Below are 14,278 nucleotides of genomic sequence, written 5' to 3' on the forward strand. Positions count from 1 at the left end.
ACCCGTGATCCGACTACGCATCCAGGTTGCCCACTGGCCTCGCCGGTCCCTGGTTCTGACCGACACGCCCCGCCCCGACTGTGGCAACTGCGAGGGACTGGGGGGCATCGAGCACCCCTACGGCGACCACAACGGCGAGTACGCCGGAGACGAGTGGGAGCCCTGCGGCTGCTGGAACGAGAACCGGCGGTGGTTCCTGATGCCCCTGCCGCGCCGTCCCCGGTGGCTGCGTCACCGCGACGCCGGCCGTGACCCGTGGGGGCCCGGCGGCTACAGCGACGAACCGCCCTTCTAGCTAGGCCCGTGGGCGGCGGCACTCCCGGACAGGACAGCCCGCCGCCCACGGTCTCCGATCCCGACGTAGCAGAACAGGAGACCTACAGCATGACCGAACTCAGTGCGTTCGGCGAGGGCCCTATCGCCCCCGCTACCCGAACGGGGCGAGAGGTGCCCCGGCTGCGTCTGCTTGACGCGTTCTGCTGTCAGGGCGGTGCCGCCGTGGGCTGGCACCGTGCCGGGTTCGATGTGACCGGCGTCGACATCGCCCCGCAGCCCCGCTACCCGTTCACGTTCATCCAGGGCGACGCGGTCGAGTTCATCCGCGCCCACGGCCACGAGTACGATGTCATCGCCGGGTCCCCTCCGTGCCAGCACTACACGCTGTGCCAGCGTATTCAGGGCCGCGAGCACCCCCGGCTGATCGCCCCGACCCGCGCGGCCATGCAGTCCACCGGACGGCCCTGGATCATCGAGAACGTTCCGGAGGCGGCACCGGAGCTGTGCGACCCGGTCACCTTGTGCGGTGCGTCGTTCGGCCTGCACACCTACCGGCACCGTCTGTTCGAGGCGAGTTTCCCGGTCCCTGTCCCGCCGCACCCCGAGCACCGGCACCCGACGGTGAAGATGGGCCGCCCGCTCAACCGGGGCGACTGGTACCACGCGGTTGGCCACTTCTCCAACGTGCCCTATGTCCGCGATGACTTGGGTGTGCCGTGGATGTCCCGCGATGGGATCAGCGAGTGCATCCCGCCCGCCTACACCGAATGGATCGGCCGGGGCTTCCTCGCCGCCCTCTCCCTGGAAGGGAGGGCAGCGGCATGAGCACGATGCCCCAACCTCTGCGGGTCGCGCTCGCCCTCTCGGCGGCCGGCGTCCCGGCCCTGCCCCTGCGGGCAGGAAAGGTCCCGTTCGGCAACTGCCGTGCCTGCAAGAACGGCGCCTGCGGCGGACGGCCCAACATGAAGGCGGCGGGCCCCTGCCAGTGCCCGGCGCCGTGCCATGCGTGGGCCGCCGCGACCACCGACCCGCACGTTCTCACCTCGCCTCTGTGGGCGCCGGTGTGGCGTGAGGCGGTGGCTGTCGCCTACCACCCCGGCGGGGCCGGGCTGACGGTCGTCGACCTGGACAACGCGGCGGCCGTCGCATGGGCCCGCCAGACCCTGCCCGCCACCCGAACCGTGCCGACGACGCGCGGTGAGCACTGGCTCTACCAGGGCGCCATGCCGTCGTCGAACGCGGTCCGGCCGGGTGTCGACATCAAGTCCCTGATGCAGTACGCCCGTTGGCTCGGGCCCGGGACCGGCCGTATGGCCGTTCTCCCGGCGGCCGTGCGTGCCCTGACAGTGAAGGAAGACACCAACCTCGCCCCGGGGGGATTGGCATCTTCCCTCCCCGCCCGCGCCACGTGGTCGCGGCAGGTGGCCACCGGGTGCCGCCACACCGAGCGCTACGTCCGCACCGGCCTCGAACGCGGCCTCGCCCTCGTACGGGCCCGCACCGAATCCGGCGCCGGATCACAGGCATTCGGCGTCGCCCGCTTCCTCGCCGCACAGCACACCGGGTGCCCGGGACCGTGCGGACTCGCCGTGATCGGTGAGGAGATCGTGGCCGCCGCCGTCTCGGTAGGCGTCCCGGAGACCTACGCCCGCCGCGCGGTCGCCAACGGCCTTGAGGCGGCTGTGGAGCGCGCGGCATGAACAAAGCATCCCGAACCCCTATGAACGGACCTCAGGGCGCCGTACAGGGCCTGCCGCGGTTGTCGGTGGGCGTGCCGAAGGGCGCCGCCCGCAAGGGCGTCCTTTCTGCTGTTGGTTCTGATCCGCAGACGGTCACCGTCACGGGCAGCACCCCGGGTCTTCAGATTCAGTGCGAGGGCGTGCCGGTCGCGGACTGGCTCTGTGCCTGTGGGCAGCACGAACGCGCCCGGGGCCGTGCCGCCGTCATCAGGCTGACCGCCCGCGTCATCGTCGGCGTATGCTCCCACACCGCCACCGCCGAAGGGAGGGCGGCCTCATGACCCCACAGCCTGTGGACAGTCCCGACCTGTGGGCCGGCCTGCCCACCCTGGAAGACCCGCCCCGCGAGGACGACGCGGCACCGGACGTGTGGGAGGACCCCATTCCCCTCACCGGCCGCCGTGAGCGCCCGCGGTTCCCCGCCCACGTCTTCCCTGCCTGGTTGGGGGAGTTCGTGGCGGCCGTGGCGGAGGAGACACAGACCCCGGTGGACCTCGCCGGTTCGGTCGCCCTCGCCGTGCTCGCCACGGCGGCCGGCGGCCGGTCGGTGGTCCACGTGCGCGGGAACTGGCGCGAGCCGACCAACCTCTTCACCGTGGTCGCACTCCCGCCCGCCAACCGCAAGTCCGCCGTCTTCGCCCTGCTGACCAACCCCCTGTACGAGGCAGAGAAACAGCTCAAGACCGCGATGCAGCCCGTCATCGTCGAAGCGGAACTGACAGCGAGGCTGGCCAAGGAAGCAGCGGACAAGGCCGCCACCAAGGCCGCGTCCGCCGACGCAGAGAAGCGGCAGGAGATGGTGGCCACGGCCGTCGGCCTCGCGCAGACGGCCGACACGCTCACCGTCCCCGCCGAACCGGTGCTGCTGGCGGATGACTCGACACCCGAGACGGTCACCTCGCTCATGGCGGAACAGGGCGGCCGGCTGTCGGTGATGAGCGCGGAGGGCGGCATCTTCGACATCATCGCCGGCCGCTACTCCGGCGCCCCCAACATGGAAGTCTTCCTGAAAGGGCATGCCGGGGACCGGTTGCGGGTGAACCGGCAGACCCGCCGCGAGTACATCGACGCCCCCGCCCTGACCATCGGCCTCGCCGTACAGCCGGACGTGCTGCGCGACATCGGCAAGGTGAAGGGGTTCGAGGGACGCGGACTGCTGGCCCGCTTCCTGTACTCCCTCCCGGTGTCCACGGTCGGCGACCGCGAGATCATCACCGACCCGGTCCCCGAGCAGGCGGCCGCCACCTACACCGCGAAGGTCATCGACCTCACCCTGTCCCTGGCGGAGTGGACCGACCCGGCCGTCATCCAGCTCACCCCCGAAGCCGACGCGGCCCTGATCGCCTATCAAAAGCGCATCGAACCGCAGCTCAAGGCACGCGGCGGCAAGCTGGGCCACATCTCCAACTGGGCCGGAAAGCTTGCCGGGGCAACCGCCCGCATGGCCGCGCTGCTGCACCTCGCCGAACACGGCGGCAACGGCTACGCCCACCCGGTCACCGCAGCCACCATGGACGCGGCGATCGAGCTGGGGGAGTACTACACCGCCCACGCCCTCGCCGTGTTCGACGTCATGGGCGCCGACCCGGTCCTGTCCCGCGCCCGCAGCGTGCTGGAAGCGCTGAGGGACAACGGATGGGAGGACGTCAGCCGACGGGATGTCTTCACCGTCCTGTCCCGCAGTGAGGTCCCCACCGTCGCCGACCTCGAACCGGCCCTCGCGCTGCTGGAAGACCACGGCTATCTGCGGTCCTACCAACCCGAGCGCACTGGCAAGCGCGGACGCCCCCCGGCGCCCCGCCTACTGGCCCACCCCGCCCTGCGGCAGGGCGGCGGCCGGTGACGCGGTCCGCCCCTCAACCTCTCCCGCACAAACCGCAAAATCCGCAATAACCCCGGACACCCTCGCTGACCTGCGACGCGACCCCCGCCCCGTCCCGGCCGGGGGCCCGTCGCACAATCCCGCGATATTCCGCAAAAAACCGAGCACCACCCACCCCCGGGGGCCGGTCACCGGCCGCCCCTGATTTTTGCGGAATATCGCGGGTTTCTGCGGAGCACCGTCCGCCACCGCCCGCACACCACATCACCGCAGGCCAGAGGCCGTCCCCGGCTTTTCTGCGGATTTTGCGGTTTGTGCGGCGCCCTCAGACCTGGAGTGCCATGGCAACGCCCACAGACACCGGCCCCCTCGCCACCCTCCGGCGAGGTATCCCCGACCGCTACCTCACCCCCGATGACATCGCCGAAATCTTCGATGTTCCGAAGGAGACCGTCTACCAGTGGCGGAAGAAGCGTATTGGGCCCCCCGGCTTCCGCATCGGCAAGCACCTTCGCTACGACCCGGCTGATGTGCACGCCTACGTGACCGGCCGCAAGTCGGCCGACCAGCACGCAGCCTGACGCTTCCAGCATTCCCAACCCCAGGGAGGGGCCCTGCTCTGCCCCTCCCTCTCCCCCGTGCAGAAGGGACCCACGCCCTACATGGCTGGCCACATCCAAGACCGCTGGTACAAGACCGAGACCGATACCAATGGCAGGACCGCTCGCGTCAAGTCCGACCGCCACGGAACTGGCCTGCGGTACCGGGCCCGGTACGTCGGCCCCGACGGCACCGAGAAGTCGAAGAGCTTCCCCGACGGACAGAAGCGCGTCGCCGAGAAGTGGCTGTCTCAGATCGAGGCAGACATGACGCGTGGGCAGTACGTCGACCCCCGCGCGGCCAAGACCACTTTTCAACAGTTCACCGAGAAGTGGCTCAAGACCCTCGCGGTGGACCCGAACACCCTGGAATCCATGAACTCCCAACTCTGGCGGCACGCTTTCCCATACATCGGGTCGCGGCCTCTTGGATCCTTCCAACCGGGGCACGTTCGTGAGTGGGTGGCCCAGCTCGAAGCGAACGGCGTTCCCGGTTCGTACGGGGGTGCCATCTACGCCAGTGTGCGCGCTGCGCTCAGCGCCGCCGTGGACGATGGGTATCTGAGCCGCAACCCTTGCTCAGCACGGTCAGTCCGCCCGCCGGCGCTCGACCCCAAGCGCGTCGTGCCGTGGACTCATGAGCGGGTGTTTGCCGTTCAGGAGGCACTCCCCGAGCGGTACCGCGCGATGGTCGACTTGGGGGCAGGGTGCGGACTGAGGCAAGGGGAGATTTTCGGCGTGGCGGTGGATGCCGTCGACTTCGAGGCCGACACCTTGCACGTCGTGCAGCAACTGAAGTTGTGCCGTAGCAAGCCCGTCTTTGCCCCACCCAAGGGAGGCAAACTTCGGGACGTGCCCCTTCCTGGTCCCGTGGCCGACGCGCTGCGGGCCCACATGAAGAAGTTCCCGCCAGTGGAGATCACGTTGCCGTGGAGAACCCCCGACGGCCCGAAGGTGACCAAGCGACTCATCTTCACCGCGCCGGGGGGCAACCACGTGTGGCGTCCAACCATGAACGAAGACGCCTGGAAGCCTGCTCTCGTGGCCGCCGGAGTCATTCCGGGACGCGAGAAGGACGAGGACGGTTACGTGGCCGCACGCGAGCACGGCATGCACGCCATGAGGCACTTCTACGCCTCCGCACTCTTGGACGGAGGAGAGAACATCAAGGCCGTCAGTGAGTACCTGGGCCATGGCAACGCGGCGCTAACGCTCCGGATCTACGCACACCTCATGCCGAACAGTCAGGAGCGCACCCGTAAGGCGATCGCAACCGCCTACGACAAGGCCCGGCACGGGCTTGACGGCCCACAGACGGCCCACAGCCCGCATTGAGCCCTCCTGTTGAGGAGACCTTGCAGGTGAACGGCCTATAGGGCCGTGGGCCTGCTTCTCCGAGCCGGAGAAGACCGCGGCCTACCTGGGTTCCGTCGCGGGGGCCTGAGCGGGGGTCTGGGCGGGTGCGGGCGGCGCGTCCGGGCGGACGGCTCCGAGGACGGGCTGGGCGGCGATCCCGGTGATCTTGACCTGCTCGCCGGTTCTCGGCGCCTGGACCACCTTGCCCCCGCCCAGATACAGCGCGACATGGGTGGCCTCGGGGAAGTAGATCACCAGGTCGCCGGGGCGCAGCCGGGTCAGCGGGATCCTCGGCAGCCGCGCCCACTGCTCCTCGCTGGTCCGCGGGATCGGCTTCCCGGCGTGGCCCCAGGCCTCGGACGTCAGGCCCGAGCAGTCGTACGACCTCGGGCCTTCCGCGCCCCATTCGTACGGCTTCCCGATCTGCCGTACGGCGTACCGCACGGCCTTCCCGCCCGCCTTCGAGGGCTTGCTGTCCTCGCCGAGCGCACCGGACGCCATGAGCTTCTTCTGCGCCCGCGCCACGCCGCTGCGCTCCAGTTCGGCGAGGGCGGTGAGCTGCTCGGCGGTGAGGGAGGCGAGCAGCGCCTGGACGTCGTCCAGCCGCCGGGTCACGTCGTCGCGCTCCTTCTTCCGGCGTTCGGTGAGGGTGAGCTGTTCGTCGAGGGCGGCACGGGCCTTGCGGGCCAGGTCGTCGGCCCGGCGTTCGCCGCTCGCCAGCCGCCCGACCGTCCCGGCCCGCTCGCGCGCCAACTGGCCGATCAGGTGCCCCTGGTCGAGGGCGTGCTGCGGATCGCGGGCGAGCAGCAGCCGTACGTACGGGGAGATGTCGGTGCTGCCCTGGTACTGCTGGCGGGCCAGCCGTCCGGCCGCGCCCCGGCTCCGGTGCAGGGAGAGCCGGGCCTTCACCAGGGCGGCGTCCAGCCGCCCCGTCTCGGCCCGGCGCCGTTTCAGCTGCTCCTCCGTGGCGTTGAAGGCCTCGGTCGCCCGCTCGGCCTCCCGGTACAGCCGCTGAAGCTCCGTCAGCAGCTCGGCCACGCTCCGCTCTTCGCCCTGCGGGTCCTCCGTCCCGGCGGCGGTCTGCTCGTCGGTGTCCTGCGAGCCCTCCGTCCCGGCGGCCGGCGGGTCGTCCGGGGCCGGCGTGCTCGGTGCCGTCACCGTCCGTCCGCCGGGCTCCGGGGGCTCCGGCGCCGCCACGGCGGGCCCGGGGCCCAGGACGGCCTGCACGGCGAGCGCCGCCGTGGCGACCGTACAGACCGGACGCAGCAGTCTTCCTGACACTCCATCACCTCCGCTGCGGGGTGGCGTCTCCATCCCGTAGGGCGAGCATCAGGCGCGCGTGCGCGGCCCGCGCGCTGGAGGTGCGCGGTTCGGCGCAACCGGGTCACTCGTCGGCGTCATCCCGCCGTCCGCCCGGCGTGGCGCCGGGCTCGGTGCCGGACGGGGTGCCGGGCTTCGACCACGGCCACCTCAGGCCGCTCAACCCGCCGCCCCACTTCCCGGCCCCCGTGTCGCCCTCGGCGGCGTACTCGTACTTCCAGCCCTGGGGCAGTCCGAGTTTCCGGCTGTGGCCGCGCGGCACGCGCCGGTAGACCAGGACGGTGGGCGGGCCGCCGGCCGCGTCGGGGACGGGGATGCGGTACGTCTTCGGCGGGTGCCCGGTCGGGCCCAGCAGCACGGGCAGCACCCGGCCGTCCATGGGGCCGCCCTCGAAAGGGGTGTCTTCGCTCTTCACCGCTCCAGTGTCGATCAGGTCTCCGCCGCCAGTGCACCCCGGACCAGCTCGGCGGTCTGCGCGTCGCGCGCCGCGGTCACCGTCAGCGCGGCGAAGAACTGGTCGACCAACCAGTCCCGCAGCTCGTCGGCGGGCGGCTGCTTGTCCTCGTCGAGCCATATGAGGGAGGCCGCCTCGACCGCGGTGATCCACATCCGTACGGTCATCCGGAGCCGCGGCCCGGGATCGGCCACCCCCAGATGGCTGTAGATGTGCTCGGCGGCGGCCCGCCGTACGCCGTCCACGATGGCGGTCGTCCGGGACGTCTCGACGACGCTCCCGCCCTGGAGCAGGGCGCTGAAACCGGCGTCGTGACGGCCGACGAACGTCAGGTAGCGGTCGAGGGCGCGGGCGAGACGGGGGAGCAGCGGACCGTCGTGGGGCTCGTCGAAGCAGTGGTGCAGCTCCTCGGCGGCGGAGCGCAGGGCAGCCTCGTAGAGCTGCTGCTTGCCGCCGGGGAAGTACCGGTAGACGAGCGGCCGGGACACCCCGGCGGCCTCCGCCACGTCATCCAGCGAGACGTCCTCGGGGACGCGGTGCGCGAAGAGCGAGAGCGCGGCCTCGAGCAGCTGGCTGCGGCGTTCCTCGACGCTGAGGCGACGGTAGGCGGGGACGGCGGGGGTCATGACGTGCAGCGTAATCGCCCACCCCCGCCCCGTGCCCGTCGCCGGGTCAGGCCAGCAGTCCGGACGACCTCCACAGCCGCCGCCCCACGCCCCGCAGCACCCCGATGTCGTCCAGGAAGTCCGTCAGTTTCTTCGATCCCGTCTGCATGACCTCCCGCCGGTGCCCGCTCGCCCGCACCTGCGCCACGGCCTCCCGCTTGTCCAGGCCGACGTCGGTGTAGACGTCCGGGTTCACGAAGGCCACGGAGAACACCCGCGCGAACTCGCCCGACGTGACCCTGGTGAACTCCTGGGACCACTTCGGCGCCGTCATCATCTGGCGGCGCAGCTCCTCACGGGCGTAGCGCACATGCCGGGCCTCCTCCACGACGTGGATCCGGGTGACGCCCCGGACCAGCGGCTGGACCCGCTCGTCCGGGAAGGTCAGCCGCTGCATCCAGTCGAGGACCTCCTCGCCGAGCAGGGTCGCGGTGAAGGAGCCGGGGGTCGTGGAGATCGTCTTGAACAGCCGCCCGAGGTGCTGGTGGGCACGGCTCACCGGGTACCAGGGCGTGCCGCCCCGGGTGATCAGCCGGGCGAACATCTTCGAGTGCCGGCACTCGTCCTCGATCTCGGTCAGCGCGTACCGGACATGCGCGCTCGTCGCCGCCTTGTCGTAGATGTGCCGGACGAGCAACTGCATGAGGATGAGCTCGAACCAGATCCCGAGCGAGGCGAGCGCCGCGGCCTCGTGCTGCGACAGCAGGATCCGCTGCTCCTCGCTCATCCGCCGCCACATCGGAGTGTCGTACAGCGACACCAGTTCCGGCGGCCAGAACCACTTGCCCTCCTCGAAGGGGGCGTCCCAGTCCAGTTCCTTGTCGGGGTCGAAGGAGTGCTTGGCGGAGGACGCGAGCAGCCGCTCGGCCACCTGCTCGCGGTCCTTGAGCAGGCCCAGCGCGTCCCGCAGCCCTTCCAGCGCGTCGGCATCGGTGAGGGTCGTCATGGCTCTTATGAGACTGCTTGTCAGCAAGGTCGTCAATCCCTCACGCACCATTTATTGGTCCGGGCTTCCGAACGGGTGTCTGCGAGAATCGGCCCCTGCGAGCCGTAGGGGGAGACGACTTGAGCACCGCGCACGGAGACGACGCAGGCAGCGCAGCCGCCCGCCGCAGCCTCGAGGGACTGGCCCTGGGGGACGCGTTCGGGGAGCGCTGGTTCCCGCTCTTCCGGGATCCCCGGCAGGCGTACGAGGAGGTCCGCGCCCGCCGGATGCCCGAGGAAGCGGACTGGCACTGGACCGACGACACGGCGATGGCCCTCGGCCTCGTCCGGGTACTCGACCAGTACGGGGAGGTACGGCAGCGGGAGCTCGCCCTCGCCTTCGCGCTCGGCCACGACGCCGACCCGGCCCGCGGCTACGGCCACGGCATGCACCAGCTGCTGCCGCGACTGCTCCAGGAGCCCGGCCGCTGGCCCGAGTTCAGCCGTGAGCTCTTCGGCGGCGAGGGCAGCCTCGGCAACGGGGCGGCGATGCGAGTGGCGCCGCTGGGCGCCCGGTTCCACGCCGATCTCGCCCGGACCGTCGAACAGGCCACCCGCTCCGCCGAGGTCACCCACGCCCACCCGGAGGGCGTCGCGGGCGCGGTCGCCGTGGCGGTGGCGGCGGCGCTCTCGGCCACGGGACGGCTCGGCCTCGCGGAGGTGGTGGCGCTGACCCCGGACAGCGCCACCCGCGACGGCCTCGCCCGCGCTGCCGGACTCCCCTTCGCCACCGAACCCTGGAAGGCCGCCGACATCCTCGGCAACGGTGAGCGCATCCGCGCCGACGACACCGTGCCCTTCGCCGTCTGGTCCGCCGCCCGCCACCCCGACGACCTCGTCGCCGCCCTGTGGACCACCGCGGAGGGCTTCGGGGACGTCGACACCACCTGCGCCATCACCGGCGGCATCGTGGCCGCCCGCACCGGCGTCGACGCCGTCCCCGCGCAGTGGCTGGAGCGCCGCGAACCCCTGCCCGGACAGGCGGGGCGCCGATGACCGCCGGAGTGCGGCCCGTTGCCGCCCTCCGTGTGCACAACTCCGGCAGGGAGCTGCTCGAACTCGTCCTCGAGCCGTACGGCAGCGATCACTGGATGCGGCCCGGCGAGACCTTCGTGATCTGGACGCTCGGTCGCCCGGGTGACGGCGTGTCCGAGGCGGCCGGAACGTCCGAGGCGTTCGATGTGGACCACGGGCCGGGGACGGTGACCGTGCACGCCGAGGCGCTGCCCGCCTACGTCGGGGACGAGGACGGCAACGAGATCGAGTGCGGTCACCGCAGGCCGCAGCCCACCGGCCCGTTCCGGCTCGACCTTCCCTAGCCCTCCCGGGCCACCGGACCGACGGGGCGGGCACATCGACGGGACCGGGCCGGCCCGCCTGATGGGGCGGACCGGCTAGACGGAGCAGCCCAAGTCCTCCGGTACCGAGAACGTCATCGGCTCCGCGCCCTGCGCGGGGAAGGACGTGCGCAGGCCGAAGGCGTACGGGGTCGGGCCGTTCGCGCGCAGGTGGAGCAGGCGGGACTCGGCCTCCGCGACCGTCGGACGGTGGCCCACCGGTACCCACCACAGGGCCGTCATCGCCTCCGCCACCCGCTCGAACCACTCCCGCCTGCGGGAGAGCAGCTCGCGGTGCTGCCCCTGGTACATGAAGGTGGTCAGGGCGTCGAGGTCCCGCCACACCGTCATGTTGATGATGAGCCAGGAGTCCCCGAACACCTGGATGTCGGTCGCGTCGCCGCCGTCGGACTGGAGCCGCCACACATAGCCGTCCGCCGCCTCCGCGATGGCGTTGACGGGGTCGAGAGCGTCCACGAAGTCCTTCAACTCCGGTGAGTCCAGCGGGAATCTGAGGCGGGAGATGTTGACCTGGGCGAGTTCGAAAGCGGCGGTCCCGGTGACGTTCTCAGCTCTCGTGTCAGTCATGAGCGAACCGTAGGACGCCCCTGTGCGGTCCCGGTACCCCCCGTCTCACGAGGTGAGCACCGCCTCCATCACCGCCCGGGCGATCGGCGCCGCCATGCCGCCGCCGGTGATGTCCCCGCGGCGTGCCGATCCGTCCTCGACCACCACCGCGACCGCCACCCTCGGCTCCATGTCCCGCTCGCCCCGCGCCCAGGAGACGAACCAGGCGTACGGGATTCCGGCGTTGCCGAGACCGTGCTGGGCGGTGCCGGTCTTGCCGCCGACGACCGCGCCGGGGATCGCGGCGTTCGTGCCGGTGCCCTCCCGCACCACGTCCACCATCAGCTCCCGCATCAGCCGGGCCGTCGAGGGGGCCATCGCCTGGTGGGACGGGCGGGAACCGGCCGTGGCCACCGTGGCCCCGCCCTGCCGCGTCGTCCGCTCCACCAGGTACGGCGTGCGCACCTGCCCCCCGTCGGCCACCGCCGCCGACACCATCGCCATCTGGAGCGGGGTCGCCCGGGTGTTGAACTGGCCGATCGAGGACAGCGCCAGCTGCGCCCGGTCGAGCGAGGTGTCGAAGGTGCTCGGCGCGACGGCGAACGGGATCCGCACGTTCACGTCGTTGAAGCCGAACGCCTGCGCCGTACGGGTCATCCGCGCCAGCCCGGTGTCCACGCCGAGTTTCGCGAACACCGTGTTGCACGACCACACGAAGGCGTCCCGCAGCGGTGCGTCCTCGCAGCCGGGGCCCTCGTTCGTCAGGCCCGTCGTCGTCCCGGGCAACCGGTAGGGGGCGGGGGAGTCGGTGGCCGCGTCGAGATCGGTGATCACCCCCGCGTCCAGGGCCGCCGCCGCGGTGACCACCTTGAACGTCGACCCCGGCGGATACGTCTGGCGTGCGGCCCGGTTGAGCATCGGCTTGTCCGGGTCGCCGTTCAGCCGCACCCAGGCCCGTTCGGCCGCGGCGTCGTTCCCGGACAGCACGGCGGGGTCGTACGAGGGACTGGACACCAGCGCCAGCACCCGCCCCGTCGACGGCTCCACCGCCGCCACCGCGCCCTTGCGCCCGCCGAGCCCCTCGTACGCGGCCTGCTGGGCCCGGCGGTTCAGGGTCGTCACCACGTTGCCGCCGGCGGGGCGGCCGTGCGTGACGTCGTTCCACAGCGGGAACGGCGACAGCAGCGGATCGGCTCCCGAGAGCACGTCGTCGCCGGCGTGCTCCAGGAACGTCGTCCCGTACACCTGCGAGGCGAAGCCGGTCACCGGCGCGTACAGCGGCCCGTCGCGGTACGTGCGCTCGTAGCGCAGTTGCTCACCGGTGTCCCGGGAGCCGGTCACCGGGACGCCGTCGACCAGGATGTCGCCGCGCGGCTGGGCGTAACGGGCGATGGTTTCGCGCCGGTTGGCCGGGTTGTCGTCGTAGGCCTCGGACTGGACCACCTGGACGCGCAGGGCGTTGGCCAGGAGCGCCACCAGCAGCAGGGCGCAGAAGGCGGCGGCGTGCCGGATGTGCCGGGTCAACCGGGCCTCCGTGGGTCCTCGTCGCGGAGCGGGTCGGGGAGCGTGCCGTGCGGTGTGGGGCGCGGTGCGTCGAGGGGTGCGTCCTGCGGTGCGTGGCGCGGCCGTCTCGCGGAGTCGCTCACCCGGATCAGCAGCGCCACGATCGCCCAGTTGGTGACGACCGAGGAGCCGCCCTGCGCCAGGAAGGGCATCGCCATGCCGGTCAGCGGGATCAGCCCGGTCACCCCGCCCGCGATCACGAACACCTGGAGCGCCACGATCGAGGCGAGTCCGGTCGCCAGCAGCCGGCCGAAGGGATCGCGCAGGGACAGGCCCGCCCGGTAGCCGCGTTCCACCAGCAGGCCGTAGAGGAGGAAGAGGGCCGAGAGACCGAGCAGGCCCAGTTCCTCGCCCGCCGTCGCCAGGATGAAGTCCGACTTCGCGGCGAAGCCGATGAGGACCGAGTGGCCGAGGCCGAGCCCGGTGCCGGACATCCCGCCGGCGGCGAAGGAGAACAGCGACTGCGCGAGCTGGTTGGGGCCCTCACCGGCCTCGATCGTCGCGAACGGGTGCAGCCAGTCCTCGACCCGGCTGTGCACGTGCGGTTCCAGGCGGCCGACGGCGACCGCGCCGAGCGAGGCGAGGAGCAGCCCGACGGCGATCCAGCCGGTGCGGCCCGTGGCGACGTAGAGCATGACCACGAACAGCCCGAAGAAGAGCAACGACGTGCCGAGGTCCCGCTCCAGCACCAGCACCCCGACGCTCAGCAGCCAGATCGTGACGATCGGCCCGAGGACGCGTCCGGTGGGCAGCTGAAGCCGCTCGAAGCGCCAGATCTTCCGGCCCGCGTACGCCAGCGCCGTGCGGTTGGCCGCCAGGTACGCGGCGAAGAACACCGCCAGCAGCACCTTCGCGAACTCGCCCGGCTGGATGGAGAAACCGGCGATCCGGATCCAGATCCGCGCGCCGTTCACGGCCGGGAAGAGGATCGGCAGCGCGAGGAGGGCGAGCGCGGCGACCACGCAGACGTACGCGTACCGCTGGAGCAGGCGGTGGTCGCGCAGCGCGGCCACGACCAGGATGAACAGGGCCACCCCGAGCGTGGACCACACCAGTTGGGTGGGCGCCGCCCGGTCGCCCGGCGTCTCCAGGTCGAGCCGGTAGATCAGCACCAGGCCCATCCCGTTGAGCAGCACCGCGATGGGGAGGAGCAGCGGGTCGGCGCAGGGGGCGCGCAGCCGTACCGCGAGGTGTGCCAGCAGCGCGAGCACGCCGAGCCCGGCGCCGTAACCGGCGGCGCCGGGCGGGACGGTGCCGTCCTTCGCGAGGCCCACAGCGCAGTAGCCGTACACGGAGAGCAGCACGGCCAGGACGATGAGGGAGAGTTCGATGCCGCGGCGCCGGGGGAGGAGCGCCGCGGGGGCGGGCGCGTCGGCCGCCGCCACGGTCGTTGCGGCACTCGTGGTGCCCGTGCCGGGTCCTGGCCCCGTTGCGGTCCCTGCCACGGCCTCGACTTCCGTCCCTGCTGCGGCCCCTCCTCCCGTCCCTCCTCCCGTCCCTGCTCCCGGCCCTGCTCCGACTCCGGCTTTGGTCATGTCCGGAACCTACCCAAATATGGCTCCTTGTGAGCCTTGGACGCTTTCTTGTCAGTGCCGG

At 71.7% G+C, this 14,278-nt stretch carries 16 protein-coding genes; 9 read left to right on the forward strand and 7 right to left on the reverse strand.

Translation table 11 applies throughout. The annotated features are described in order from the left end of the window. The first annotated feature begins 4 nt into the window (after window positions 1–4). The 7 genes from QF030_RS28155 to QF030_RS28185 all read left to right on the forward strand — a co-directional run bounded on the left by QF030_RS28155 (window position 5) and on the right by QF030_RS28185 (window position 5,771). Window positions 5–295 carry a hypothetical protein gene (locus QF030_RS28155; RefSeq protein ID WP_307165395.1) on the forward strand — a complete coding sequence of 97 codons (291 nt, stop codon included), beginning with the start codon at window positions 5–7 and terminating at the stop codon, window positions 293–295. 89 nt (window positions 296–384) lie between these two features. Continuing rightward, window positions 385–1,101 carry an SAM-dependent methyltransferase gene (locus QF030_RS28160; protein WP_307165396.1) on the forward strand — a complete coding sequence of 239 codons (717 nt, stop codon included), beginning with the start codon at window positions 385–387 and terminating at the stop codon, window positions 1,099–1,101. Continuing rightward, window positions 1,098–1,976, forward strand: coding sequence for a DNA primase (locus QF030_RS28165; RefSeq protein WP_307165397.1), 879 nt, complete (start codon window positions 1,098–1,100; stop codon window positions 1,974–1,976). Before QF030_RS28160 ends, QF030_RS28165 begins: the two co-directional genes overlap by 4 nt. Window positions 1,977–1,996: 20 nt before the next feature. Continuing rightward, complete coding sequence (locus QF030_RS28170) at window positions 1,997–2,296, forward strand: hypothetical protein (protein WP_307165398.1); 300 nt, start codon at window positions 1,997–1,999, stop codon at window positions 2,294–2,296. Window positions 2,297–2,307: 11 nt separating this feature from the next. After that, complete coding sequence (locus QF030_RS28175) at window positions 2,308–3,858, forward strand: YfjI family protein (protein WP_307167719.1); 1,551 nt, start codon at window positions 2,308–2,310, stop codon at window positions 3,856–3,858. A 320-nt stretch (window positions 3,859–4,178) separates the two neighbouring features. After that, window positions 4,179–4,418: a helix-turn-helix domain-containing protein gene (locus tag QF030_RS28180; protein ID WP_307165399.1), complete on the forward strand. Its 240-nt coding sequence runs from the start codon at window positions 4,179–4,181 to the stop codon at window positions 4,416–4,418. Window positions 4,419–4,499: 81 nt separating this feature from the next. Next, complete coding sequence (locus tag QF030_RS28185) at window positions 4,500–5,771, forward strand: tyrosine-type recombinase/integrase (protein WP_307165400.1); 1,272 nt, start codon at window positions 4,500–4,502, stop codon at window positions 5,769–5,771. An 81-nt stretch (window positions 5,772–5,852) separates the two neighbouring features. Here the strand turns inward: QF030_RS28185 and QF030_RS28190 are convergent, their stop codons facing one another. The 4 genes from QF030_RS28190 to QF030_RS28205 form a co-directional block, all read right to left on the reverse strand. After that, window positions 5,853–7,073, reverse strand: coding sequence for a C40 family peptidase (locus QF030_RS28190; protein ID WP_307165401.1), 1,221 nt, complete (start codon window positions 7,071–7,073; stop codon window positions 5,853–5,855). 103 nt (window positions 7,074–7,176) lie between these two features. After that, window positions 7,177–7,527 carry a hypothetical protein gene (locus tag QF030_RS28195; RefSeq protein ID WP_307165402.1) on the reverse strand — a complete coding sequence of 117 codons (351 nt, stop codon included), beginning with the start codon at window positions 7,525–7,527 and terminating at the stop codon, window positions 7,177–7,179. 14 nt (window positions 7,528–7,541) lie between these two features. Next, entirely contained in the window at window positions 7,542–8,192 is a 651-nt protein-coding gene (locus tag QF030_RS28200; protein ID WP_307165403.1) for a TetR/AcrR family transcriptional regulator, read from the reverse strand. 46 nt (window positions 8,193–8,238) lie between these two features. Further along, window positions 8,239–9,177: an AurF N-oxygenase family protein gene (locus QF030_RS28205; RefSeq protein WP_307165404.1), complete on the reverse strand. Its 939-nt coding sequence runs from the start codon at window positions 9,175–9,177 to the stop codon at window positions 8,239–8,241. 119 nt (window positions 9,178–9,296) lie between these two features. Between QF030_RS28205 and QF030_RS28210 the strand changes: the two genes are divergently transcribed. After that, a complete protein-coding gene (locus tag QF030_RS28210; protein ID WP_307165405.1) occupies window positions 9,297–10,211 on the forward strand; it encodes an ADP-ribosylglycohydrolase family protein in 915 nt (304 codons plus the stop codon). Next, on the forward strand, window positions 10,208–10,534 hold the full coding sequence (locus tag QF030_RS28215; RefSeq protein WP_307165406.1) for a hypothetical protein: 327 nt from the start codon (window positions 10,208–10,210) through the stop codon (window positions 10,532–10,534). The genes QF030_RS28210 and QF030_RS28215 overlap by 4 nt, the downstream gene beginning before the upstream one ends. A gap of 75 nt (window positions 10,535–10,609) precedes the next feature. On the opposite strand, the gene QF030_RS28220 is transcribed toward QF030_RS28215, so the two are convergent. From QF030_RS28220 to QF030_RS28230, 3 genes are read right to left on the reverse strand one after another with little or no spacing between them, the layout of a single operon-like run. Next, complete coding sequence (locus tag QF030_RS28220; protein ID WP_307165407.1) at window positions 10,610–11,140, reverse strand: DUF3291 domain-containing protein; 531 nt, start codon at window positions 11,138–11,140, stop codon at window positions 10,610–10,612. Window positions 11,141–11,185: 45 nt separating this feature from the next. Further along, complete coding sequence (locus QF030_RS28225; RefSeq protein ID WP_307165408.1) at window positions 11,186–12,643, reverse strand: peptidoglycan D,D-transpeptidase FtsI family protein; 1,458 nt, start codon at window positions 12,641–12,643, stop codon at window positions 11,186–11,188. After that, window positions 12,640–14,067: an FtsW/RodA/SpoVE family cell cycle protein gene (locus QF030_RS28230; protein ID WP_307167720.1), complete on the reverse strand. Its 1,428-nt coding sequence runs from the start codon at window positions 14,065–14,067 to the stop codon at window positions 12,640–12,642. The genes QF030_RS28225 and QF030_RS28230 overlap by 4 nt, the downstream gene beginning before the upstream one ends. Between the last annotated feature and the right edge of the window lie 211 nt (window positions 14,068–14,278).

The sequence above is a fragment of the Streptomyces rishiriensis genome, assembly GCF_030815485.1.
Classification (GTDB): Bacteria; Actinomycetota; Actinomycetes; order Streptomycetales; family Streptomycetaceae; genus Streptomyces; species Streptomyces rishiriensis_A.

What these genes read in the sequence shown, in the direction of transcription:
- QF030_RS28160 (WP_307165396.1), top strand. Translation starts at nt 385, where the DNA reads ATGACCGAACTCAGTGCGTTCGGCGAGGGCCCTATCGCCCCCGCTACC.
- QF030_RS28205 (WP_307165404.1), bottom strand. Translation starts at nt 9,177, where the DNA reads ATGACGACCCTCACCGATGCCGACGCGCTGGAAGGGCTGCGGGACGCG.
- QF030_RS28170 (WP_307165398.1), top strand. Translation starts at nt 1,997, where the DNA reads ATGAACGGACCTCAGGGCGCCGTACAGGGCCTGCCGCGGTTGTCGGTG.
- QF030_RS28165 (WP_307165397.1), top strand. Translation starts at nt 1,098, where the DNA reads ATGAGCACGATGCCCCAACCTCTGCGGGTCGCGCTCGCCCTCTCGGCG.
- QF030_RS28185 (WP_307165400.1), top strand. Translation starts at nt 4,500, where the DNA reads ATGGCTGGCCACATCCAAGACCGCTGGTACAAGACCGAGACCGATACC.
- QF030_RS28220 (WP_307165407.1), bottom strand. Translation starts at nt 11,140, where the DNA reads ATGACTGACACGAGAGCTGAGAACGTCACCGGGACCGCCGCTTTCGAA.
- QF030_RS28200 (WP_307165403.1), bottom strand. Translation starts at nt 8,192, where the DNA reads ATGACCCCCGCCGTCCCCGCCTACCGTCGCCTCAGCGTCGAGGAACGC.
- QF030_RS28215 (WP_307165406.1), top strand. Translation starts at nt 10,208, where the DNA reads ATGACCGCCGGAGTGCGGCCCGTTGCCGCCCTCCGTGTGCACAACTCC.
- QF030_RS28180 (WP_307165399.1), top strand. Translation starts at nt 4,179, where the DNA reads ATGGCAACGCCCACAGACACCGGCCCCCTCGCCACCCTCCGGCGAGGT.